Annotated in this window: 17 protein-coding genes and 1 tRNA gene; 10 read left to right on the top strand and 8 right to left on the bottom strand. The window is 60.4% G+C overall.

The window, feature by feature from the left end:
• The first annotated feature begins 106 nt into the window (after nt 1-106).
• Both LOY52_RS14800 and LOY52_RS14795 read left to right on the top strand, forming a co-directional pair.
• Nucleotides 107-979 (top strand): AraC family transcriptional regulator, encoded by an 873-nt coding sequence (locus tag LOY52_RS14800; RefSeq protein WP_258674643.1) that lies wholly within the window; start codon nt 107-109, stop codon nt 977-979.
• 117 nt (nt 980-1,096) lie between these two features.
• On the top strand, nt 1,097-2,365 hold the full coding sequence (locus tag LOY52_RS14795; protein WP_258674641.1) for a DUF1479 domain-containing protein: 1,269 nt from the start codon (nt 1,097-1,099) through the stop codon (nt 2,363-2,365).
• 57 nt (nt 2,366-2,422) lie between these two features.
• Here LOY52_RS14795 and LOY52_RS14790 read toward each other — a convergent pair whose 3' ends face one another.
• From LOY52_RS14790 to LOY52_RS14775, 4 genes are all read right to left on the bottom strand, one after another.
• Nucleotides 2,423-3,352: an MBL fold metallo-hydrolase gene (locus LOY52_RS14790; protein WP_258674640.1), complete on the bottom strand. Its 930-nt coding sequence runs from the start codon at nt 3,350-3,352 to the stop codon at nt 2,423-2,425.
• 40 nt (nt 3,353-3,392) lie between these two features.
• Complete coding sequence (locus LOY52_RS14785) at nt 3,393-4,595, bottom strand: NAD(P)/FAD-dependent oxidoreductase (RefSeq protein ID WP_258674638.1); 1,203 nt, start codon at nt 4,593-4,595, stop codon at nt 3,393-3,395.
• Between the two features lie 309 nt (nt 4,596-4,904).
• Nucleotides 4,905-5,276 carry a response regulator transcription factor gene (locus tag LOY52_RS14780; protein WP_258674636.1) on the bottom strand — a complete coding sequence of 124 codons (372 nt, stop codon included), beginning with the start codon at nt 5,274-5,276 and terminating at the stop codon, nt 4,905-4,907.
• Nucleotides 5,277-5,405: 129 nt separating this feature from the next.
• Nucleotides 5,406-6,425, bottom strand: a complete 1,020-nt coding sequence (locus LOY52_RS14775; protein WP_258674634.1) for a GlxA family transcriptional regulator — start codon at nt 6,423-6,425, stop codon at nt 5,406-5,408.
• Nucleotides 6,426-6,623: 198 nt separating this feature from the next.
• Between LOY52_RS14775 and LOY52_RS14770 the strand changes: the two genes are divergently transcribed.
• The 3 genes from LOY52_RS14770 to LOY52_RS14760 all read left to right on the top strand — a co-directional run bounded on the left by LOY52_RS14770 (nt 6,624) and on the right by LOY52_RS14760 (nt 13,385).
• Nucleotides 6,624-7,295, top strand: a complete 672-nt coding sequence (locus LOY52_RS14770; RefSeq protein WP_258674632.1) for a response regulator transcription factor — start codon at nt 6,624-6,626, stop codon at nt 7,293-7,295.
• A 59-nt stretch (nt 7,296-7,354) separates the two neighbouring features.
• Nucleotides 7,355-12,844, top strand: a complete 5,490-nt coding sequence (locus tag LOY52_RS14765; protein WP_258679875.1) for an ATP-binding sensor histidine kinase — start codon at nt 7,355-7,357, stop codon at nt 12,842-12,844.
• 289 nt (nt 12,845-13,133) lie between these two features.
• A complete protein-coding gene (locus tag LOY52_RS14760; protein ID WP_258674630.1) occupies nt 13,134-13,385 on the top strand; it encodes a DUF2790 domain-containing protein in 252 nt (83 codons plus the stop codon).
• A 44-nt stretch (nt 13,386-13,429) separates the two neighbouring features.
• Here LOY52_RS14760 and LOY52_RS14755 read toward each other — a convergent pair whose 3' ends face one another.
• A complete protein-coding gene (locus LOY52_RS14755; RefSeq protein ID WP_258674628.1) occupies nt 13,430-14,374 on the bottom strand; it encodes a LysR family transcriptional regulator in 945 nt (314 codons plus the stop codon).
• Nucleotides 14,375-14,461: 87 nt separating this feature from the next.
• Here LOY52_RS14755 and mug point away from each other — a divergent pair, with 87 nt between their 5' ends.
• The 3 genes from mug (at nt 14,462) to LOY52_RS14740 (ending at nt 15,648) form a co-directional block, all read left to right on the top strand.
• The gene (gene mug / locus LOY52_RS14750; protein ID WP_258674626.1) at nt 14,462-14,980 is read left to right on the top strand and encodes a G/U mismatch-specific DNA glycosylase; all 519 of its coding nucleotides are present in this window, start codon (nt 14,462-14,464) and stop codon (nt 14,978-14,980) included.
• 72 nt (nt 14,981-15,052) lie between these two features.
• Nucleotides 15,053-15,436 (top strand): DUF1801 domain-containing protein, encoded by a 384-nt coding sequence (locus LOY52_RS14745; RefSeq protein WP_258674624.1) that lies wholly within the window; start codon nt 15,053-15,055, stop codon nt 15,434-15,436.
• A 137-nt stretch (nt 15,437-15,573) separates the two neighbouring features.
• Nucleotides 15,574-15,648, top strand: a tRNA-Gln gene (locus LOY52_RS14740).
• Between the two features lie 137 nt (nt 15,649-15,785).
• Here LOY52_RS14740 and LOY52_RS14735 read toward each other — a convergent pair.
• Both LOY52_RS14735 and LOY52_RS14730 read right to left on the bottom strand, forming a co-directional pair.
• The gene (locus LOY52_RS14735; RefSeq protein ID WP_258674622.1) at nt 15,786-16,553 is read right to left on the bottom strand and encodes an HNH endonuclease; all 768 of its coding nucleotides are present in this window, start codon (nt 16,551-16,553) and stop codon (nt 15,786-15,788) included.
• Entirely contained in the window at nt 16,550-18,976 is a 2,427-nt protein-coding gene (locus LOY52_RS14730) for an ATP-binding protein (protein WP_258674620.1), read from the bottom strand. Before LOY52_RS14730 ends, LOY52_RS14735 begins: the two co-directional genes overlap by 4 nt.
• 203 nt (nt 18,977-19,179) lie before the next feature.
• Between LOY52_RS14730 and LOY52_RS14725 the strand changes: the two genes are divergently transcribed.
• Both LOY52_RS14725 and LOY52_RS14720 read left to right on the top strand, forming a co-directional pair.
• Nucleotides 19,180-19,560: a RidA family protein gene (locus LOY52_RS14725; protein WP_202371273.1), complete on the top strand. Its 381-nt coding sequence runs from the start codon at nt 19,180-19,182 to the stop codon at nt 19,558-19,560.
• A 204-nt stretch (nt 19,561-19,764) separates the two neighbouring features.
• The gene (locus LOY52_RS14720; RefSeq protein ID WP_258674618.1) at nt 19,765-21,753 is read left to right on the top strand and encodes a U32 family peptidase; all 1,989 of its coding nucleotides are present in this window, start codon (nt 19,765-19,767) and stop codon (nt 21,751-21,753) included.
• A 27-nt stretch (nt 21,754-21,780) separates the two neighbouring features.
• On the opposite strand, the gene LOY52_RS14715 is transcribed toward LOY52_RS14720, so the two are convergent.
• Nucleotides 21,781-22,743: a Dyp-type peroxidase gene (locus LOY52_RS14715; RefSeq protein WP_258674616.1), complete on the bottom strand. Its 963-nt coding sequence runs from the start codon at nt 22,741-22,743 to the stop codon at nt 21,781-21,783.
• Between the last annotated feature and the right edge of the window lie 23 nt (nt 22,744-22,766).

Below are 22,766 nucleotides of genomic sequence, written 5' to 3'. Positions count from 1 at the left end.
GTTGAGAGCAGCCAGCTCTTTCTCGACCCATTCGCACCTTGAGGGTTTCTATTGCGGTGATACGATCGTCGCGTACCTGCCACGCCACAGAGCAGAATCGTCCAGCATGAAACCCAGTTTCGAAAAGATCCCCACCGAAGCCACTGCCTCGTGGACGCTGCTGAACCGCCGTTTGCCAGAGGCGATTCCGTTTGAGTGGCATCACCATCCCGAGTACGAGCTGACGCTGACCTTGAACAGTCGTGGTCATCGCTATATCGGCAATGACGTCGCGCCTTACGATGACGGCGATCTGGTTCTGGTCGGGCCGAATGTGCCGCATAGTTGGGCGTCGGCGGAGCGGATCGACCTTGGGCAACCGCATGTGGCGTTGGTGATCTGGTTTTCGGCGGCGTGGGCGGAGTCGCTGGTGGCGTTGTTTCCGGAGCTGGGATCGTTGCGGCAATTGCTCGCGGCGGCGCGGCAGGCGTTGAGTTTCAGTGCGGCGGCGTCGCGGGAGGTACGGCCGCTTGTCGAGGCGATGGCCGAGCAGGAGCCGTCCGAGCGTTTGATCGCGTTGCTGGTGGTATTGAACCAACTGACGCGGGACGTCGATGCCAGGGGGATTCTGTCGGCGCCGGACTCGTCGGTTGGCAGCCAGATTGTTGAAGACCCGCGTATCCATCGGGTTCTCGATTACGTTCACGGTCACTACACCGAGGCCATCAGCATTGCGGCGTTGGCCGAGATGGCGTGCGTCAGTGTGTCGGCGTTCCATCGGATGTTCCGCCGTCATACGCGCTGCACGGCGTTGGACTACATCGTACGGCTAAGAGTCGGACACGCCTGTGCGTTGTTGATGCAGGGGAATACGACCGTTTCGCTGATTGCCGAGGCAGTGGGGTATTCGTCGCTGGCGCTGTTCAATCGGCAGTTCAAGGCGTTGAAGGGGCTGACGCCTTCGGAGTTTCGTCGTCAGCACGGTCACCACTTTCTGTAAGCGGCGCGCCGCTACAACGCTACAATCGTATTACTCGACGCGGCAAATCAGGCTGCCGCCGCCGAAGTCGAAAATGCTTCCATACCTGCACCCACAACAAGGTCTGCAGGTCCCCCGATGAGCAAATATCAGGCATTCGAGAGCGCAACGCTTCCGGAGAATTACCGCGACAGCATCGTCAAAATGAAACGCACCTTGCGCGCGCAGATCGGCGATGTGCAGGGGCTGTTTGCCGAGGTCAGTGAGTTTACTGCCGGCGAGATTGCGTCGATCAAAGCGCAGGAAGCGCAGACCGGGTCGGGCTGGCCGGTGCTGGAGTTCGCTGAGATCGCCGCTGGCACAGTGACTGCCGAACAGTTGGCGTTGATCAAGCGTCGCGGTTGCGTGGTGATCCGCAATCACTTCCCTCGCGAGCAGGTGCTGCAATGGGACCAGGGGTTGCTGGATTACCTCGACAAGAATCGATTCGATGCGCTGTATCGTGGGCCGGTCGACCAGTTTTTCGGCAATCTTGAGGCGTCACGGCCGGAGATCTTTCCGATCTACTGGTCGGCGTCGCAAATGCAGCTGCGCCAGCATGAGCGGATGGGCACGGCGCAGGCGTTTCTCAATCGGTTGTGGAAGACCCATTCGCACGGTCAGGACTGGTTCAACCCGGATATCAATGCGCTGTATCCGGATCGAGTGCGTCGGCGTCCGCCGGGTACACACTCAAAAGGCCTTGGCCCGCACACCGATTCCGGGGCGCTGGAGCGCTGGCTGCATCCGGCGTATCTGAAGGTCTTCGACAACATCTACTGTAACGACTTCGCGGCTTACGACCCGTGGGATGCGGCGTTTCGTACCGAGGTCGATGAATACGCCTACAAGGACACGGTCAAGTGCTCGGCGTTTCGCACATTTCAGGGCTGGACTGCGCTGTCGGACATGCAGGCCGATCAAGGCGTGCTGCACACCGTGCCGATCCCCAAGGCGATGGCCTACCTGCTGCTGCGGCCGCTACTTGATGACGTGCCCGAAGACGAATTGTGTGGAGTGGCGCCGGGCAAGGTGCTGCCGGTGTCGCGGCAATGGCATCCGTTGCTGGTGGAGGGGCTGAGTCCGATTCCGGATGTGCAGGCCGGCGATTCGGTGTGGTGGCATTGCGATGTGATCCATAGCGTTGCGCCAGTGGAGAACCAGCAGGGCTGGGGCAACGTGATGTACGTGCCGGCAACGCCGATGTGTCCGAAGAATCTGCGTTATGCCCGGGATGTGTTCAGGGCGTTTGCGCAGGGGGCTTCGCCGGATGATTTTCCGCGTGAGGATTATGAGCGCTCGTGGGTGGAGCGTTTTGCTGTCGAGAGTCTGAATTCGCTGGGGCGTGCGGGGCTTGGGCTGGAGTGAGGGGGATTGCATCTTCGCTCGGCGAATGCCGGGCGAAGATGCTCTGCGTCATCGCGATCAGTAATCCCAGATTGCCGGAATCCAGCGGAACGCTTCGCCATTGACGGACACACGGCCAACCGAAGGGAAGGGCAGGTGCGTGGCGACAAACAGTTCGCCGCTGGCGGCCGCTTCCTGCAGTAGCCGCACGCGTACGCGCACCGCTTCTTCGGGGTCGTGCTCGAAGCCGTTGTGCCAGTCCGGGTGGTCGAAGGCTACCGGGAACAGGGCGTCGCCGGCAAAGGTAAGGCGTTCGTCGCCGGACGTCACGTAGACCACGCAATGGCCCGGGGTGTGGCCGCCGGTGAGTCTGGCGACCACGCCCGGCGCCACTTGGTATTGATCTTCGAAGATACGCAGCTTGCTCTGGTACTGGTCGATGAACGCGTTGGCGGTGGAGCGCAAGACGTCCGGGACCGGCGCGGGCATGTCGGTATAGGTGAAGTCCGGCGAGGTCCAGAAGTCGACTTCGGTGGCGGTGACGTGGATACGCACGTCGTCGCGCAGGCGGGTTTTCACCGCATCGACGAGCAGGCCACCGATGTGGTCCATGTGCATGTGGGTGATCACGATATCGGTGACATCCGCGAGGTCGATCCCGGCCGCCGCGAGGCGTTTGGGAAACTGCCCGGCGCGCGGGAAGCCGGGGAACTGGCCGCCGAGGCCAGCGTCGACGAGGATGACCTGCTCGCCGCTGCGTACCACCAGCACGTTGAGTGCCCAGTCGAACGCGTCGGGGCCCAGGTACATCTCTTTGAACCACGCAGCGCGGTCGGCGGGATCGGCGTTGGTCGACATGGTCTGGGTCGGCAGCGGCAGCACGCCGTCGCTGATGACCATGACGTCGATGTCACCGAGGCGCAGTGCATAGCGCGACGGCACCAGTTCTTCGGTCGGAGTTTGCAGGGTTGCGCGGTTGGCGGTGAAGGAATCCAGAGGCAAGGTCATGGTGTTCTCCTTTTATCAGGCAAGGTAATCCGGGGCGAGATCAGGCCACCGGAATCATCGGGTCGGCAGCGGCGAGGGCGGTGCGCCGGTCAGCGGCTGGCGGGTAGATCCACACGCTGTTGATTTGCGTCTTCAGCTCCTTGGCTTCGGCTCGCACCAGTTTCAGTTGGCGATCCCAACCTTCGGTGTACACCGCGCCCCAGGCGCCCAGATCCAGGCAGGTCACGTACTTGGGCTGACGGTAAGTGGTTGACGCCACACCGAGCAGATCGGCGACGGCGTTGTTGCCGGCATGCCGACCGAGGCTGATGGCGTGCTGGCAGGACATAACCGAGAAGTTGCCGACGTCGTCGGTGGCGGCGCGGGCGACATCGCCGGCCGCGAATACGTGATCGAGGCCTTGTACTTTGAGGTTGCCATCGACGTGCAGACGCCCTTGGCCATCTCGCTCGGCGTCGAGTTGTTCGGTCAGCGGGCTGGCGCGGAAACCCACGGTCCAGATCACCGTGTTGCTGTCGATGTGGCGACCGTCAGCGAGCGTGACGCCGTTGGCATCCACGGCGGCGACGGTCGCGTCGACAATCCATTCGATGCCCAGGTCTTTTGACGCCTCGATGATCGACGGACGAATGCCGTCGCCCATGGTCGCGGCGATGTCTTTGCTGCGATCAACGATGATCACCCGAATGTCTTGCTCCGCGCCAAGAATGGCGCGCAGACGGCTGGGCATTTCGGTCGCGGTTTCGATACCGGTGAAGCCACCACCGGCGATCACCACGGTGTTGCGCGCAGCGCTGACGGGTTGCTTGGCCAGCGAGTGGAGGTGGCGTTCGAGGCGGGCCGCCGATTCGATCTGGTCGACGTCGAACGCATGCTCTTTCAGGCCGGGTACCGGTGGACGGGCCAGTTGGCTGCCGCTGGCCAGCACCAGGCGGTCGTACGTCAGTTCACCGGGGCGGCCCGCCTCATCGCGATAACCGACACGCCGCGCCCGGCTGTCGACGCTTTCGGCAGTGCCTTTGACGAAACGCACGCCCACGGCATCGAGCAGCGCATCCAGTGGCGCGTACATGCTCTGAACATCCGGCTCGTAGAAGCGCGGGCGAATGCGCAGTTCGGCTTGCGGGGCGAGCAGTGTGATCTGCACATCGTGGCGGTCATGCATATCCAGCAAGCGCGCGGCGCTCAACGTGCTCCACAGCCCGCCGAACCCCGCACCGATCACCAATAATTGCTGTTTCATAATGTGCTCCCTGACGCAGATGGATGGATAAACCAAGTCGTGGTTGCGACTCTGGCGGGACGATCACCGGTCGCCGCAAACTGCTTGCCGTACTGCATGGCGCTTAATCGCCCGCTGTCGAAGGCAATGCTATGGCGCAGAAGCTGCGGGCGCAGTTGTCCATCGGTGTGTGCGGGTTACGCATGAGTCGAAGGGGGTTATACGAAGGTATCGGGCGGATACGCCGAAATGTAGGAGCTGCCGAAGGCTGCGATCTTTTGATCTTGTTTTTAAAGATCAAAGTCAAAAGATCGCAGCCTTCGGCAGCTCCTACAGGGGCGGTGTACGGTTCAGTGCGATGTCGATGTGCCTGAGCAGGTCTTCGGCGCGGAAGGGTTTGGCCAGGCAGGCGATGACGCCGGGGGGAAGATTCTTCATTTCATCGGGACGGGCGGTGACAAAAATCACCGGGATGCGCCAGCCTTGCGCGCGTAACGTTTCGTGCAATTGGAGGCCATTCATGCCGGGCATCTGGATATCGGAAATCAGGCAGTGCGTCTGCGCCGGACCTTCCGACTCAAGGAAAGCCTGGCCCCCTGAATAGCCAAGCACCTGATAATCACTGGCGCGCAGCAGGCTTTCCAGCGCACGGCGAATGGCCTCGTCGTCGTCAACCACGGCAATGACAACTTTATGCTGCATAGGGCTCCCTGGCCGGATGGGCACGCATGGCGACTCCTGTCGTTCTTGCACCATACGCCGTCGGCAGCGGCGCAAAACTATACCTAGGTATAGCGCGGCCAGCCCCTTTGCCAGTCAGTGCTGACGGCGTCAGCCTTCGCGACTGAATCGGCTGCGGTAGTCACGCGGTGAAATCGACAGATGACGCTGGAAGCAGTTGCGCAAACGCTCTTCGTCGCCGAAGCCACTGAGACGCGCGACCTGGTCGATGTTGTGCGCCGAGGTCTCCAGCAAACGTCTGGCTGCTTCGAGGCGAAACAGCTCGATGGCCCTGGAGGGCGTGTGACCGGTGCTCTGTTTGTAGACCCGGGTGAAATTACGCAGGCTCATTTTGGCCTGTTCGGCGAGGCGTTCCACCGTCAGCTTCGGATCGCTTGAGTGCTCCATCAGCCACAGGTGCAGCGAATCGAACTGCGGGCTGCCCTGCATCTGCGATTGCAGCAAGGTGCTGTATTGCGCCTGACCACCGGGACGCTTGAGGTACACCACCAATTCGCGGGCGACCTGCAACGCCACCTCACGGCCGCAATCAGCCTCGACCAGCGCCAGGGCCAGATCGATTCCTGCCGTAACCCCGGCCGATGTCCACACCGCGCCCTGTTGAATGAAGATCGCATCGGCATCCACCTCGATCGCCGCAAAGCGCTCGCGCAGCGTGTCGCACATGGCCCAATGCGTGGCGGCGCGGCGACCGTCGAGCAAACCGGCCTGAGCCAGCAGGAAGGCGCCGCTGCACACCGAGACCACACGTCGCGCGGCCTGGCTTTCATGCCGTAGCCACGTGGTGAGTTCGGCGTGATCATCGAGGGTCTGGCAAATATCGGGCGCGCCGGGCACGACCAGGGTGTCCAGCGAGGCCATGTCGAGCTGGCGCAGCGCCCGGGTGTCCACGGCCAGGCCTTCGATGGTGTTGATCAGGCCGCCTTCAAGGCTGGCGGTGTGCAGTTGGTAACCGGGCTGGCCGCGTTCGGCCATGGCTTTGCTCGCCGCCCAGAACACAGTTTGCGCACCACTGAGGTCGAGCAGACTCATTCGCGGGTAGGCAATAAACACCACTTCGCGCGGCTCAGGCCTTGGCCAGGTGAGGGGTTGCAGAGAAACGCTGGGCATGGAAATCGGGCCTGTTCAAACGGTGGCAGAGGGGCGGCGGTGTGGCCGATTTTCAGGGGTTTCTGGCCTGTCGGCAATGCGTCCCGACTGCTAGCCTGTTGCGCGACCGTTTGGCTGGCCTCTGGCTGCGTTCGCCATCATGGACTAGATTTACCCACCTGCACATCGCACGCGTTGCGATCTCGCCGAGGACTCACGATGACCCTGTGGTCGCATTCCAGCCCCAGCACAACCCCGCCCGTGTTGGGGGAACCGGTGGTTTATGTGGTCGACGACGACGCGTCCATGCGTCAAGCCCTCGACGGTTTGCTGCGCTCGATCGGTCTGCAGGTGCAGACGTTCGAAACCTCCCGGGACTTCCTCACTTCGGCGAGACGTGACGCGCCCGGTTGCCTGGTGCTCGATGTGCGTTTGCGCGGCGAAAGCGGCTTGATCGTTCAGGAACAGATGGAAAAAAACGGTCTGCGCATTCCCGTGGTGTTTATGACCGGCCACGGCGACATTGCCATGACAGTCAAGGCGATGAAGGCCGGCGCGGTGGATTTTCTGGCCAAGCCTTTTCGTGATCAGGACATGCTTGACGCGGTAGCCAGCGCGCTGGCCCGTGACAGCGCGCGACTGATCGCCGAACAATCCGGTGCGACCCTGCGCCTGGCCTACGAGACACTGACGGTGCGTGAGCGTGAGGTGCTTGGTTTCGTCATCAGCGGGTTGATGAACAAGCAGATTGCCGCGCAACTCAACCTCAGCGAAGTGACGGTTAAAGTCCATCGCGGCCAGGTCATGAGGAAACTCGCTGCACGTTCGGTGGCCGATCTGGTGCGTATCGCCGAGGCGTTGGGCATCGAGCCGACTCGGCGCTCCAGTTGAGCTGAATCCGCGGGGAGATTCACCGCGTGGCAAAAAAACCTTTGACGGTGTCGACCCGGATGGCCAGCAAACAGCAGATTTTGTGGAGCGACGGCGAGCGGGTGTTTTCCCGCGAGCGCGCTAAGGGCGAGGGCAGTCCCAGTGTGCTGGTGATGCGCCCAACCCTTGATCAGCCGTTACCTGCAACCCTCGACCGACTGGCACACGAATACAGCCTCAAGGACTATCTCGGCGATCAATGGGCGTTGCCGCCGCAAACCCTGGAGCGTACTGGCGGAACCACGCGTCTGCTGTTCGACGACCCCGGCGGCGAGCCGCTCTCGCGCTTGCTGGTCTCTCCGCTTGAGACGCAAACCTGCCTGTTGCACGCGATCAACATTGCCGTGGCACTCGGCCATGTGCATCAGTGCGGGCTGGTGCACAAGGATCTCAAGCCACAGCATATTCTGGTCAATTGCCACGACGGGCAGGCTCGTCTGACTGGCTTCGGTCTGGCCTCGCGTCTGCCGCGCGAACGTCAGGCGCCTGCGCCGCCGGAAACCATCGCCGGCACACTGGCCTACATGGCGCCCGAACAGACCGGGCGAATGAATCGCTCGATCGACTCACGCAGCGATTTGTATGCCTTCGGCGTGACGTTGTATCAGATGCTCACCGGTTCGTTGCCGTTCAGCGCCAATGACCCGATGGAGTGGGTGCATTGCCACATCGCACGGCTGCCGATGCCGGCCTGTGAACGGGTGGCTACGGTACCGGTGATGCTCTCGCGTGTGGTCATGAAGCTGCTCGCCAAGACGGCCGAAGCGCGCTATCAAACGGCCGCCGGCGTGGAGCATGATCTGCGCCGTTGTCTGGACGAGTGGCGGCAGACGCGGCAGATCCAGGTGTTCACGCTGAACGAGCAGGGCGCGATCGATCGTTTGCTGATCCCGGAGAAGCTCTACGGGCGTGAGCGCGAAGTGCAAACGCTGATCGACGCCTTCGCCCAGGTGGTAAAGACTTCTTCGCCGAGGCTGGTGCTGGTGTCGGGTTATTCGGGCATCGGCAAGTCCTCGGTGGTCAGTGAACTGCACAAGGTATTGGTGCCGTCGCGGGGGCTGTTCGCTGCCGGCAAGTTCGATCAATACCAGCGCGACATCCCCTATGCGACGCTGGTTCAGGCTTTTCAGGGCCTGGTGCGCACGCTGCTGGGCAAGCGTCGTGAGGTGCTCGCTGACTGGCGCGCGGCGTTGTTGCAGGCACTGTCACCGAACGCGCGGTTGATGACCGAACTGATCCCGGAACTCAAACTGATCATTGGCGAGCCGCCACCGGTGCCGGAACTTGAGCCGCAGCAAGCGCAGCAGCGTTTCATGGCGGTGTTGCAACGTTTCATCGGCGTGTTCGCCCGGCCCGAGCACCCGCTGGCGTTGTTCCTTGATGACCTGCAATGGCTGGATGCGGCGACGCTCGATCTGCTGGAAGACCTGCTGACCCGCTCAGAGCTGGGGCACTTGTTGCTGGTGGGGGCTTACCGCGATAACGAGGTCGATGCCGATCACCCGCTCAACGGCAAGCTTCAGGCCATGCGCACTGCCGGCGTGCACATCGATGAGATCCGCCTGGCGTCGCTCGCCGGTGTGCACATCGAGCAACTGATTGCCGAATCCCTGCGCTGTCCTCCCGCGAGCATCGTTGCACTGGCGCGGCTGGTGCTGGACAAGACCTACGGCAATCCCTTTTTCGTCATCCAGTTTCTGCACGCCCTATTCGAGGAGCAGTTGCTGGTGTACGACCATCAGTTCAGTCGATGGCGTTGGGATCTGGCACTGATCAATGCCAAGGGCTACACCGATAACGTGGTCGATCTGATGCTCGGCAAACTGGCGCGCCTGCCGCTGGACACTCGCCAGGCGTTGCAACAACTGGCCTGCCTGGGCAACGTGGCGCGGATCGACACGCTGGCGGCGGTGCTCGACTTGTCGACGGCTCGTGTGCACACGGCACTGTGGCCGGCGGTGCGTCAGGAACTGGTCGAGTTTCACGAAGGCACCTGTGCATTCGCCCATGACCGTATTCACGAGGCCGCGTACTCGCTGACCGCCGAAGCCGAGCGAGCGCAAACGCATCTGCGCATCGGCCGTTTGTTTGCCTTGCAGACGCAAGGGGAAGGGCGCGAAGACGCGATTTTCGAAATCGTCGGCCAGCTCAATCGCGGCGCCAGCCTGATCAGCGCCCGTGCCGAACGCGAACAACTGGCCGAATTCAATTTGCTCGCCGGCCAGCGCGCCAAGGCTTCGACCGCCTACACCTCGGCGCTGACTTACCTGGGCGCGGGCGCTGCTGTACTCGGTGAACAGGGCGATGACCGTCACCATGAACTGGGTTTTGCCCTCGAACTGAACCGCGCCGAGTGTGAATTCCTCACCGGCCAACTGACGCTGGCCGAGGCGCGCCTGACTGCGCTGGCCGAACGCGTCATGACCACGGTGGAGCGGGCGACAGTCTCCTGTTTGCAGATGGATGTCTACTTGCTGCTCGATCGCAGTGATCATGCGGTGAGTGTGTGCCTGGCGTATTTGCGTCAGGTGGGCATCGACTGGACGGCGCATCCGGACGATCAGCAAGTGCGTTTCGAGTACGAACAGGTCTGGACGCAACTGGGTGAGCGCAGCATCGAACAGTTGATCGACCTGCCATTGATGCAAGATCCCGTTTCTCTGGTAACGCTTGATGCGTTGAGTAAACTGCTGGCACCGGCGTTACAGTCGGATGCCAACCTCGCGTGCCTGACGATTTGCAAAGCCGTCAGTCTGAGTCTGCAACACGGCAACTGCGATGCCTCCTGCATGCTGTACGCCAACGTTATGCGCGTCGCCGGGCGACGCTTCGGTGACTACGCTGCGGGTTACCGCTTTGGACGTCTGGGCTGCGATCTGGTCGACCGCCGTGGCCTCACTCGATACGAGGCGCGTACCTACCTGTGCTTCTCGATTTTTGTGGTGCGCTGGATGCGACCGGTGCGTGAGTGCCGCGAATTGCTGCGGCGTGCGCTCGGCGCCGGCAACCGCATCGGCGATTTGCCTTATGCGGCCTATGCCGGCAACAGCCTGATTTCCGATTTGTTATTTATTGGCGAGCCGCTGGCGCAGGTACAGGATCAGACCGAGACGGGGCTGGCCTATGCGGAAAAAATCCGCTTCGGTCTGGTGGTGAGTTTCATGAGTAGCCAACGCGCGCTGATCCGCATGCTGCGCGGACAGACGCCGGTATTTGGCAGTTTCGATGATGAGCAATTCGATGAGACGGGCTTTGAGGCGAAGCTCGCCGCCCCGGATCTGGCGCTCGCTCGCGGCAAATATTGGGTGCGCAAACTGCAGGCGCGCTACCTGGCCGGGGATTACGCGGTGGCCGCCGAGTGTGCAGCGCAGGCCAAGGCATTGTTGTGGGTGATCTCCTCGTTTTTCGAAGAGGCCGAATATCACTTTTACGCTGCCTTGACCCTGGCTGCTGCCGCCGAATCGGACCCTGATCAACGGCAGCGTCTGAATGAGCACCTCGATCAACTGCAAGTCTGGGCGCAACAATGTGCGCAGACTTTTGCCAGTCAGACGGCGCTGGTCGCTGCTGAAATCGCTCGGGTTGAAGGGCAGGTGATCGAAGCACAGTCATTGTACGAGCAAGCGATTCAACTGGCCCGGGACAGCGGTTTTGTGCATGTCGAAGCCTTGGCCAACGAACTCGCCGCGCGCTTTTACAGTGCCCGAGGTCTGGACAAGATCGCCCGTCTGTACCTGCAAGACGCGCGCTACGGTTATCGACGTTGGGGCGCCGAGGGCAAGGTGCGACAACTGGAACGATGCCACCGTTATTTGCGCAATGAAGAGGCGTCGCCCAACCCGACCGCGACCATCATCACCCCGGTCGAGCATCTGGATCTGGCCACGGTGCTCAAGGTGTCCCAAGCCGTTTCAGGTGAAATTGTCCTCGATCGACTGATCGAAATGGTCATGCGCACCGCCATCGAACAGGCCGGCGCCGAGCACGGTCTGCTGATCTTGACTGACGGTGAGACGCCCTATATCGCTGCACGAACCAGCGTTGGCGCCGACCGCACGCAGTTGTGCAACGAGCCGGTGAGTACGACAGCGTTGGCCGAATCGGTGCTCTACCGGACCCTGCGCACCGGCGAAAGCCTGTGCCTGGACGATGCCGTCGCCGATCCGGCCTTCACCGCTGACCTGTACATTCATCAGCGCGGCGTGCGTTCGATCCTGTGCCTGCCATTGATGAATCAGGGGCGGATTGCCGGGGCGCTGTACCTGGAAAACAACCTGTCTGGTGGCGTGTTCAGTCCGGCGCGTTTTGCCGTGCTGCGACTGGTGGCTTCACAGGCGGCGATCTCGCTGGACAACGCGCGGCTGTATCGCAACGTCGCCGAGCGTGAGGCGAAGATTCGGCGGCTGGTCGACGCCAATATCATCGGCATCATCGTCTGGAATATTGAAGGGGAAATTATTGAAGCCAACGACGCGTTTCTGCGCATGGTCGGTTACGAACGCGAAGATTTGCTCTCGCGCAGGGTGCATTGGCGAGACATGACCCCGCCGCCGTTGCGCGCGGAAAGTGAAGTTGCGCTGGCGACCGCGATCCGCACCGGGCGCGCCCAGCCGTTCGAAAAGGAATACATTCGCAAGGATGGCAGCCGCCTGCCGGTGATCGTCGGTCTGGCCGCGTTCGAAGCCAGTCAGCAGCAGGGCGTGGCATTCGTCCTCGACCTGAGTGAACGTAAACAGGCTGAAGAACAAGTGCGCGAGAGCGAACGCCGATATCGCCAGGTCCAGGCGGAACTGTCCCACGCCAATCGCGTGGCGACCATGGGCCAGTTGGCGGCGTCCATCGCCCACGAAGTCAACCAGCCGATCGCCGCCACCGTGACCAATGCCAACGCCGCGTTACGCTGGCTCGGTGCGCAACCGGCGAACATCGACGAGGTTGAGCAGGGCCTCCGGCGCATCATCAACGATGGTAACCGCGCGGCCGAGGTGCTCGGACGCATCCGCGCGCTGATCCGCAAGACGCCACCGCAACGCCAAGCGCTGAACCTCAACGCGGTAGTGGGCGAAATGATCGGCTTCACGCGCGGTGAGGCGGCGCGATGCGGAGCCGTGGTCAGCACACAATTGGCCAGCGACTTGCCTGCGGTCTTGGCCGACCGGGTCGAATTGCAGCAAGTCCTGCTCAACCTGATCATCAATGCCCTGGAAGCAATGGAGGTGATGGAGGCCGGCGAGCGCAGATTGCTGATCACCAGCGAATGCATTGCAGATGACGTTCGGATCATGGTCAGCGACTCCGGGCCGGGATTCGCCTGCGAGCGTGCTGAGGAAGTGTTTGCCGCGTTCTACACCACCAAATCGACCGGTCTGGGCATGGGGCTGTCGATTTGTCGCACCATCATCGAAGCCCATGGCGGACGCTTGTGGGCGGAGGCCAATTTGCCGTGGGGTGCGCGAGTGTTATTTACGCTGGCGGCGTGCAACAGCGTTGCAACCCGTCAGCGATCTTAGCCGGGGAGGCAATTGGCGGTCGTCTCGGTTCTTTGTTGACTGGGCTTACGCCATCGCGAGCAGGCTCGCTCCCACATAGGGTTTGCGGTGTAAACCCATGGTGTGGTCGATACGAAACCTGTGGGAGCGAGCCTGCTCGCGAATAGAATCCCCACGGTACTCCAGTCTTATTCATCACCATTCTGGACACAGTGTTTGTCCAGTCGACCGATTTTTGCCGTGCGCTGCAACCCCTAACATCGTCTCCACTCCGTGAACAAACACGGTTCCCCACGAGACGGTGAACATCATGAACATTGTAAAAATCGCTGTTCTTCTGGCCCTTGGCGGTATCGGCGCGCAAGCCTTTGCGGCGGATGAAACCGCGCAAGTCGAGGCCTACAACGCCGCCGCTCAAGCAGGCATCGCCCACGTCGTGTCGATCTCCGAAGCGGCCAATCTGTGCGGCGCGGTGCCGGTGCAGATGACTTATGACGACTCGAACGGTGCACGGCATGTCGTGCAATACCAGGTGATGGGCAGCGGCTGCTCCAACGGTTGATGTCGGTGCAGGCGCTGGAGGGTCGACACTCCAGGTCTGCGGCACTAAGCGTTGGCAAGCTCCTTGGCCCCGGCCATGTCTTCATCGGATGCCAGCAGTTGCGGGATGGCGGTTTTCAGGAACTCCACCCAGGTCTTGATTTTGGCGTCGACGAATTTGCGCGACGGGTAGATCGCGAACAGGTTGTATTCCTCCAGGCGGTATTGCGGCAGTACCCGCACCAGCGTTCCGCCCACCAATCCTTCGACGGCTGATGCCAGCGGCTGAATGCCGATGCCCATGCCATTTCTGATCGCCGTGGCCATGCCGTCGGCGGTGTTGATGTGGAAGGGCGAGTCGGGGATATTCTGGGTTTCCATGCCTTGTGGCCCTTCGAACACCCAGTTTTCTGCGGGCATCACCGTGTTGACGATGCGCAGGCAGTCATGCGCGGCGAGGTCGGCGGGTGTGGCGGGGTGGCCGCGTTTGGCCAGGTATGCCGGCGAAGCGCAGAGGATGCTATAGGTGGTTCCGAGGCGTTGCGCGACGAAGCCGGAATCGGGCAGGTCGCGGGCGAGGACGATCGACATGTCGTAGCTTTCTTCGAGCAGGTCGGGCAGGCGATTGCTCAGGGTCAGATCGAACATCACCGTGGGGTGAATCTCACGGTAACGGGCGATTGCATTGATCACATAGTGGTTGCCGATGGCGGCCATGGCGTGGATCTTCAAACGCCCGACCGGCAAGGTCTGGGCGGTGCGGGCTTCTTCGTCGGCTTCGCGCAGGTCATCAAGGATTTTTTCGGCGCGCTGCAAATAACGCACACCGGCTTCGGTCAGGGCGAGGCGGCGGGTGGTGCGGTTGATCAGGCGCGTGTGCAGCCGGGTTTCGAGGCTGGAGACGGCTTTGGAGACGTTGGTCGTGGTGGTGTCGAGCACGTCGGCCGCAGCGGTGAAGCTGCCGCTCTGGGCCACGGCGACGAAGCAGCGCAGGGTCTGAATGACGTCCATCGTTGTTGTTGGCTCTGTGGCTGGGACGGCCATTCTAGGGGTTGCCGTGGGTGGTGTTGCAAATGTTTGCGAACGAGGGACGCGCGCATGGCGGGTGAAGGGCTTGAGGACATTCTGGCGCCGGGGCTTTTGGTGGTGTTTTGCGGGATCAATCCGGGGTTGCTCGCGGCGCAACAGGGGCATCATTTTGCCGGGCGCGGCAATCGCTTCTGGCGCACCTTGCATCTGGCCGGGTTCACCCCGCATGAGGTGCGAGCGGAGGACGATCGAAGCATCCTGCAATTTGGCTGCGGCTTGACGGCGGTGGTCGAGCGGCCCACGGCGCGGGCGGATCAGTTGGTGGCGCAGGAGTTTGCCGCCGCGGCCCTGGGCTTTGAGCAGAAGATCAGCCGCCATGCGCCGCGCTATGTGGCGTTTCTTGGCAAGGCTGCGTATGCGGCGTTGTCGGGGCAGAAGGTGGTGGCGTGGGGAGCGCAGGAAAAGACATTCGGCGACGCGCACGTCTGGGTGTTGCCCAATCCCAGTGGGCGCAATCGGGCGTTCTCCCTTGAGCAACTGGTAGCGGCATATCGGGAATTGCATGAGTCCCTGATCGCTAGCGGGTAAATCACGCGTCCAGCGTTTTTCGGTTGGCCAGCTACGATTGATGCAGTCAAAGCGCCGAGGAGGACGCTCGCCATGAAACCCGAAAAGACCGACACCGACGCCTCGGCACTCATCGACGCACGAATTGCTGAACTGGACGATTGGCGTGGCGTCATTCTCAGCGAGATTCGCAAGGTCATTCATCAGGCCGATCCCGAGGTGGTGGAGGAGTGGAAGTGGCGCGGTGTTCCGGTGTGGTCACGGGGCGGGATCATTTGTACCGGGGAGACCTACAAGGCGGCAGTCAAAATGACCTTCGCCAAGGGCGCGGCGTTGGCCGATCCGGCGCGGTTGTTCAACGCCAGCCTTGAGGGCAACACCCGCCGGGCGATAGATTTTCATGAGGGCGATCCGGTCGATGAGCAGGCCTTGCAAGCGCTGATTCGCGAGGCGATTGCGCTGAATTTGTCGAAGTGAATCGTGGTGTTTGCCTTGGGTCAGAAATAACTGGCTGTTTTAAAACAAATTTTTTTGCACTCAGGGCTTCCCAGATCAAAAAAAGGTTGGTAAATTGCGGCCCATTCTCGCAGAGCTTGTTACAGAGCTTGAGATACAGGGGCGTCGCCAAGCGGTAAGGCAGCAGGTTTTGATCCTGCCATGCGTTGGTTCGAATCCAGCCGCCCCTGCCATATTCAGAAAAAACGCCAGTCCGAAAGGGCTGGCGTTTTTTTATGCGCGCGATTTGTGGCTGTTGTCATCGGGGGTGTCAGGAGCAGCTTCAGGTTTTGCTATAGCCAGGCGAAGCGGGAGGGTCCTCCCGACAGCCTCACGTTTCAATCATGCGTGTGACGGAGGCTCCCAACTCATCCTGAAAATCTCGCAGCTTCTGCGCTTTTGCCGATTCGAATCGATCACCGCACTCATTGATGGTTGCAGCGAAAGAGCTTAGCGCCGGGTTGTTGGCGATCAGCATCTCCTTGGCGGCGATATGTCGTAACAGGGTTTCGCAAAGCGCCAAACCTTGCACAGTCTTGCCCTGATAAACGATGACGGTCGTTTCGTTGGACTCCAGGCGTACGTAGCGTATGTGTTGATCGTAGTCGTGGAATCGAGGATGAAACCAGTCATCAATACTACCTGGAAGCGGATACTTCATCCGTGCCGGATCAATGGTGCCCCAGATTGTGTCGCTCTTTTTGGCGTTGCAGTCCGTGCACGCCACCGCGAGATTCCAGAAGTGAAGCGAAAACTGGGCGTATGAGGCTTTTGGCAATACATGCTCAATGGGACGGGCATACGCTGTGTTGACCAACCAGCGCCGGCAGTAGCAGCAACGGTTTGCTTGCAGTTTGACCAACTGATCGCGCAACGCTGCCTTGAGTTGAGATCCTGTTGCAATGTCTTCCTTGGGGTCCAGTGCGTCAAGGAGCGCCCAGCCATCAGCCAGGCCTCTTCTTGTTTTGCGAAACAGTGTGCGCAACAAATCGCGTGTTTGCGCATGAAGTTTTTTGGTTCGATGGGGGCGCGCCAGATAATCGGCAAGTTCTTTGCGCAAACGTATACGGATTGCGTCGCCACGGTTTGAAGGGTTCATGGCGTCAAAATCTCACGCACGGCAGCGATAGCTTTGTCGACAAGTGTTCGATCCGATGCAACCCCGTGCACCATGGACTCGCTCAGCTTCTCTTTTAGTGACTCGAGTTCGCCCAGGAAGCGGTTTTCATCCCCCCAGACCTGTCCCTGTTCATCAGACTCACCAATGATTCTTGAGATGATCTCTGCGCAACGTTCCTGAACATGATGAGTGTAGGGCGTATAAGTCCGAAACCCTTCGAACAGGCTTGCCTCTACAGATTTGCGTGCATGAGGGCTCAACTCCTCCAGTTGACGTTTTGTCATCACGAAACAATGGTCGTGCACATTGCTGGCCGAAGCGATGACGATGGGCGAATGTGTGGCAACCACAAATGAGCAGTCAAGAACCTTGGAAAATTCTCGCAGTACATGTGGGAGCTTACGTTGCCAGGCCACATGCAAGCTGATCTCCGGTTCATCCAGAAGCACCGTGGTGCCGCGTTGTACGTTGGCGACGATTTTGATCACCATTGTCAAAATCTGCTGTTCTCCCGAACTCAAGGTATTGAAAACCACAATTTCTGGGGATTCATGCCGCATGACAGCGATTTTGTATGCGCCTTTTGCCAGTGCTCGACGCTGCTCCAGCTGTTCCTGCTCTCTTTCTGTTGTGCCGAGGTCGGAGAGCGGATGAATGTCGGCCAACACCCGTTCCAGATGGTCTGAAGTGGACTTCATGTTGACGGGCACCAGATATTGTTTTGGCTGAAAGCCCAACTGATCCAGTGCCGTTTCAAAACAGCCCAGGCGTACGGGGTTATCAAAAATATCCTTGACCATGTCTCCCAATTCGCCAAGGAAGCGATTCATGTTCGGCCCGCCGCGAACATTGCGGGCGCCGGCGTAGGTGAAGTGGGATTTCAGTGGTTCCGCATTCGCTGATCTGTCGAACCTGTCGGTCGTGCCGAATGACACACCGAAGGTGTCACGTCCCTGTAAGGCGAGTGCTGTCGCAATGTCGCGCAACGCAAGGCTTTTGCCGGCGCCGTTGTCGCCTATCAGGTACACCGATTGACCGTGGGTGGCTGGCCGAAGCTTCATCAGGACTGGATCGATTTCGACTTCCGCACGCCAGGCCTCATCCTTGAACCTTTTGACGTAATCCTCGGCACGTAGCGAATAACCTTTTTCCTGCATTTGATCCTGACTGACGAAGCGGAGAAAACCGGGGATCTCGGTATCACTCTTGCCCAGTGCTTGTTCGATGAAGTCGATGATCCGTCTAGGAGCGCCCGACTCCTGCAGTATCGTTTGAGAGACCGGGCGCCCCTCGGTCCAGGTTTTCAGCAATGCACCCACCAGCGATGCGCAGGTCAAGATTTCGTCCGTCCTGGGGTTAAGGCGCAGTTGCGTTACGTCAATCTGAACGATTCGATCGGGATAGTCAGGAAAGGGCGGCGCGAAGTACCAGAGACTGTAAGTAGAAGTGGAAGTGGCCTTTGCAGTGAAACTGGTGAAGTCGATAACCGCGCGCAGTTGGTGATGAGCGATGAGCTCGTGACGCAGGTGCTCATCTTTTTTGTAGGTGTGGCGATCTTTTCCTGTAACCACGACAAACATCGGTGGTCGGCTTTTGCGACGAGCATTCGCCAAACCCTCCAGTTTGTTCTCGCGCTCAAACCATACGGGATGGTTTCCATAGGCCGCTCTGTTGATCGTAAGACTTTTATCAAAGAGCCACAGGTTAAACGCTCTTCCATTAGATGGATGGCCCTCAAACGGAATGTCATGCGCAGCGAGTCGCAGATTACGTAGAAACCGCAGGCGATGGTGCAGCTCGGGTGGCAGATCACTTTGATGATTGAAGTTGACATCCGCACGTTCCGGCATCTGCGTTTGCGTGAATACTTCACCTGTCCCGGGTTGTAGCTCAGCAATTCCTTCAAAAAAATGAGCTAATGGCATCACGTACTTGGCAACAAGCTCGTTATGCCTTTGCGATGTAGGAATGAGCCGGGCGAATAGCTTGTAAAAGAATGCATCCATTACATGTCGTCGGACGTTTTGGTCCAGATCGGTCAATTCATACATGAGCATTCCAGCAATGTGGCTGATCGCCAGAGCCAACACGCCCGCCCCCCGAGCAACACCGACCCAGTCGCAATTCATAGCCTGGGCCAGCAGGCGCCTGAGGTGCTCGAACTCCTGTTCCAGCGTGTTCGGGTTGCCGACATTTAGAATACTTGAGATCAAATCGTCCAGATTTGATGCACGATTGGGAGACCCGTAGAGGTGCGTCCTGGATTCGCTTTGCAGGATCCATGCGCCCAACATGACGAAAGTTATATCCTCCAGCTCTTCTACTGAAACACCTCTGTTTCTCGAATACTTTTCGAGCTCGCGACAAATCCGTTCTACGCGAAGCGCACCCTCCGACAGCATGTGTTTCTCCTTGAGTCCTGCCAAATCAACATTCGAGCGCAGCAATAGTGGCGCATGGTCATCATTGCAATGTTACCTGAGCGGTTGGGACGCGTCTTTGCGACGTTCGGTCGGGTAAATCCGGGTGGTGTAAACTCCCCCCGCGAAAAGTCCCGGCAGGTTGTTCGTCGGCGACCCTCAATCTCTCCAGACAAGAGACTTTCATGGCTAATCAAGACCTCAGCTTCACCCCTGATCCGGATGCAGATTCGATTTCCTCCGACGTCGTCGGTTTCAACGGCATTCTGGTTTCGACCCAGATCCCGACCCGCGCCGACGGCAGCCTGGAGCTGGGCGACATCACCCTGCAAAGCGAATGCACCCTGCAGGCGTTGAAAGTGGCGTTGGAACGGGCCGGCAGTTCGATGGATCGGGTCATGCACCTGACCATCTACCTCACCGATATGGCCGACCGTGCGGCGTTCAACGAAGTCTACCAGCGCTTCTTCGCCAAGCCGTGGCCGGTGCGCGCCGCTGTGGGCGTGGCGTCGCTGGCGGTGGAAGGCATGCGCGTGGAAGTTACCGCGATGGCTGCCAAGGCCTGATGCAATGCCATATCCAACTGTAGGAGCCTGACGAGTGCAACGAGGCTGCGATCTTTTGCTCTTGAAAATCCAAGTCGAAAGATCGCAGCGTGCCGCAGCTCCTACAGAGTCGTGTAAGTTGCCACTTGGCAGCACGGGCGTGCCGCTCGGGCGTTTCGCGGCTACAATGCGCGCCTTAACCGTGACAGCCTGACTAAAAAAACTATGTCCTTGCCCAAGCATCATCTGGAATTGCTCAGCCCCGCCCGTGACGTGGCGATTGCCCGCGAGGCGATCCTGCACGGCGCCGACGCCGTGTACATCGGTGGCCCGAGCTTCGGCGCGCGCCACAACGCCTGCAACGAGGTGAGCGAAATCGCCGAGCTGGTGGAATTTGCCCGCCGTTATCACGCGCGCATTTTCACCACCATCAACACCATCCTGCACGACAACGAGCTGGAGCCGGCGCGCAAGCTGATCCACCAGTTGTACGACGCCGGCGTCGACGCGCTGATCGTCCAGGACCTGGGCGTGATGGAACTGGACATTCCGCCGATCGAGCTGCATGCCAGTACCCAGACCGACATCCGCACCCTTGAGCGGGCGAAGTTCCTCGATCAGGCCGGTTTTTCGCAACTGGTACTGGCCCGTGAGCTGAACCTGAAAGAAATCCGCGCCATCGCCGACGAAACCGATGCCGCCATCGAATTCTTCATCCACGGCGCACTGTGCGTGGCGTTCTCCGGGCAGTGCAACATCTCCCACGCGCAGACCGGGCGCAGCGCCAACCGTGGCGATTGCTCGCAGGCCTGCCGTTTGCCGTACACCTTGAAAGACGAAAAGGGTGGGGTGATCGCCTACGAAAAACACCTGCTGTCGATGAAGGACAACAACCAGAGCGCCAACATTCGCGCGCTGGTCGAAGCCGGTGTGCGCTCGTTCAAGATCGAAGGTCGCTACAAGGACATGGGCTATGTGAAGAACATCACTGCCTACTACCGCCAACGCCTCGACGACGTACTGGAAGACCGCCCGGACCTGGCCCGCGCTTCCAGCGGCCGCACTGCGCACTTCTTCCTGCCGGACCCGGAAAAGACTTTCCACCGTGGCAGTACCGACTACTTTGTCACCGATCGCAAGATCGACATCGGCGCGTTCGACTCGCCGACCTTCACCGGCCTGCCAGTGGGCACCGTCGAAAAAGTCGGCAAGCGTGACCTGCAGGTGGTGACGCAGGAACCGCTGTCCAACGGTGATGGCCTCAACGTGCTGGTCAAGCGTGAAGTCGTGGGTTTCCGCGCCAACATCGCCGAGCCGAAAGGCGAGTTCGAAGAAGACGGCGAGAAGCGCTATCGCTACCGCGTCGAGCCGAACGAAATGCCCGAAGGCCTGTACAAGCTGCGCCCGAACCATCCGCTGAACCGCAACCTCGACCACAACTGGCAACAGGCGCTGCAGAAGACCTCTGCCGAGCGTCGTATCGCATTGAGCTGGGTCGCACGTCTGCGTGAAGAACAGCTGGAAGTGACCGCGACCAGTGAAGAGGGGATCAGCGCCAGCGTGACCCTGAACGGTCCGTTCGGTGTCGCCAACAAGCCGGAACAGGCACTGGAGCAATTGCAGGATCTGCTCGGCCAGCTCGGTACCACCCAGTACCACGCCACCGACATCAAGCTCGATGCTCCGCAGGCGTTCTTCATTCCGAACTCGCAGCTCAAGGCGTTGCGCCGTGAAGTCATCGAAGCGCTGACCGCCGCCCGTGTCGCCGCGCATCCGCGTGGCAGCCGCAAGGCTGAAACCACGCCGCCGCCGGTGTACCCGGAGTCGCACCTGTCGTTCCTGGCCAACGTCTACAACCAGAAGGCACGCGACTTCTATCACCGTCATGGCGTGAAGCTGATTGATGCGGCCTACGAGGCGCACGAAGAGGCCGGTGAAGTGCCGGTGATGATCACCAAACACTGCCTGCGTTTCTCGTTCAACCTGTGCCCGAAACAGGCCAAGGGCGTGACCGGCGTGCGCACCAAGGTCGCGCCGATGCAACTGATTCACGGCGACGAAGTGCTGACCCTGAAGTTCGACTGCAAGCCGTGCGAGATGCACATCATCGGCAAGATGAAAGGCCACATCCTCAACATGCCGCAGCCGGGCAGCGTGGTTGGCCACATCAGCCCGGAAGACCTGCTGAAAACCATCCCGCGCGCGCCACACTGAGTGACGGGCGGGCGTGGCGCTACGGTGTCACGCCTGCGCGGGCTCGCGCTCGGCCAGCTCTTCGAGCAGGTCGGCTGACGGCACAAAGAACAGACCCCCGGTGACTGCGGTGCTGAAGTCCAGCAAACGGTCGTAGTTGCCGACGGGTTTGCCGACAAACATGTTCTCCAGCATCTGCTCGATCGGTTCCGGCGAGCGCGCGTAGCCAATGAAGAAGGTGCCGAATTCACCAGCCCCCGGGCGGCCGAACGGCATGTTGTCGCGCAGGATTTTCTGCTCCTGGCCGTCCTTGGTAATCGTGGTCAGGGCGCTGTGGGAGTTGCTTGGCTTGACCTCTTCACCGAGTTCGATGTCGGCCAGCTTGGTACGGCCGATCACCTTCTCCTGAGCCTCGACGCTCAGCGCATTCCACGCCTCCATCTTGTGCAGGTACTTCTGCACCAGCACATAACTGCCGGATTCGAACGCCGGGTCTTCGTTGCCGATCAGGGTGAAGTGATCTGCCTTGCGTCCCACCGGGTTCTCGGTGCCATCGACGAAACCGATGATGCTGCGCATGTCGAAGTAGCGGAACCCCTGCACCTCATCCACCACGGTGATCGCGCCATTGAGTGCGCTGCACAATTGGGTCGCCAGTTCGAAACACAGGTCCATCTGATCGGCACGGATGTGCAGCAGGATGTCGCCCGGCGTGGCGACGGCACGACGGCCCTCGACGCCGAACTCGCGGAACGGATGCAGCGATGCCGGGCGTGGACTGCCGAACAGGGCGTCCCAGGCGCTGGCGCTGAAACCGCAGACACATGACAAGTTGCCGTCGGGCACGCGTTTGCCGACCGAACGGGTGAGAGCGGCGATGTCGCCGCACCAGCCGCGCACCTGACTGGCGGCGTCGCTGCCGGGCAGCAGCGTGGCGACGATGAAGATCGCGCTGCTGGTGATCGGGTTGCAGATCGCTTGCGGCTCGGGGGTATCCATTGATGAGGTCATAGTCGGTTCCATATGCGCGGGGC

It is taken from the genome of Pseudomonas sp. B21-051, from assembly GCF_024748795.1.
Lineage (GTDB): Bacteria > Pseudomonadota > Gammaproteobacteria > Pseudomonadales > Pseudomonadaceae > Aquipseudomonas > Aquipseudomonas putida_A.
Note: the sequence above shows the minus strand (reverse complement) of the source record. Positions and strands in the feature narration are given on the sequence as shown.

What these genes read in the sequence shown, in the direction of transcription:
- LOY52_RS14800 (WP_258674643.1), top strand. Translation starts at nt 107, where the DNA reads ATGAAACCCAGTTTCGAAAAGATCCCCACCGAAGCCACTGCCTCGTGG.
- LOY52_RS14795 (WP_258674641.1), top strand. Translation starts at nt 1,097, where the DNA reads ATGAGCAAATATCAGGCATTCGAGAGCGCAACGCTTCCGGAGAATTAC.
- LOY52_RS14790 (WP_258674640.1), bottom strand. Translation starts at nt 3,352, where the DNA reads ATGACCTTGCCTCTGGATTCCTTCACCGCCAACCGCGCAACCCTGCAA.
- LOY52_RS14785 (WP_258674638.1), bottom strand. Translation starts at nt 4,595, where the DNA reads ATGAAACAGCAATTATTGGTGATCGGTGCGGGGTTCGGCGGGCTGTGG.
- LOY52_RS14780 (WP_258674636.1), bottom strand. Translation starts at nt 5,276, where the DNA reads ATGCAGCATAAAGTTGTCATTGCCGTGGTTGACGACGACGAGGCCATT.
- LOY52_RS14775 (WP_258674634.1), bottom strand. Translation starts at nt 6,425, where the DNA reads ATGCCCAGCGTTTCTCTGCAACCCCTCACCTGGCCAAGGCCTGAGCCG.
- LOY52_RS14770 (WP_258674632.1), top strand. Translation starts at nt 6,624, where the DNA reads ATGACCCTGTGGTCGCATTCCAGCCCCAGCACAACCCCGCCCGTGTTG.
- LOY52_RS14765 (WP_258679875.1), top strand. Translation starts at nt 7,355, where the DNA reads ATGGCCAGCAAACAGCAGATTTTGTGGAGCGACGGCGAGCGGGTGTTT.
- LOY52_RS14760 (WP_258674630.1), top strand. Translation starts at nt 13,134, where the DNA reads ATGAACATTGTAAAAATCGCTGTTCTTCTGGCCCTTGGCGGTATCGGC.
- LOY52_RS14755 (WP_258674628.1), bottom strand. Translation starts at nt 14,374, where the DNA reads ATGGACGTCATTCAGACCCTGCGCTGCTTCGTCGCCGTGGCCCAGAGC.
- mug (WP_258674626.1), top strand. Translation starts at nt 14,462, where the DNA reads ATGGCGGGTGAAGGGCTTGAGGACATTCTGGCGCCGGGGCTTTTGGTG.
- LOY52_RS14745 (WP_258674624.1), top strand. Translation starts at nt 15,053, where the DNA reads ATGAAACCCGAAAAGACCGACACCGACGCCTCGGCACTCATCGACGCA.
- LOY52_RS14735 (WP_258674622.1), bottom strand. Translation starts at nt 16,553, where the DNA reads ATGAACCCTTCAAACCGTGGCGACGCAATCCGTATACGTTTGCGCAAA.
- LOY52_RS14730 (WP_258674620.1), bottom strand. Translation starts at nt 18,976, where the DNA reads ATGCTGTCGGAGGGTGCGCTTCGCGTAGAACGGATTTGTCGCGAGCTC.
- LOY52_RS14725 (WP_202371273.1), top strand. Translation starts at nt 19,180, where the DNA reads ATGGCTAATCAAGACCTCAGCTTCACCCCTGATCCGGATGCAGATTCG.
- LOY52_RS14720 (WP_258674618.1), top strand. Translation starts at nt 19,765, where the DNA reads ATGTCCTTGCCCAAGCATCATCTGGAATTGCTCAGCCCCGCCCGTGAC.
- LOY52_RS14715 (WP_258674616.1), bottom strand. Translation starts at nt 22,743, where the DNA reads ATGACCTCATCAATGGATACCCCCGAGCCGCAAGCGATCTGCAACCCG.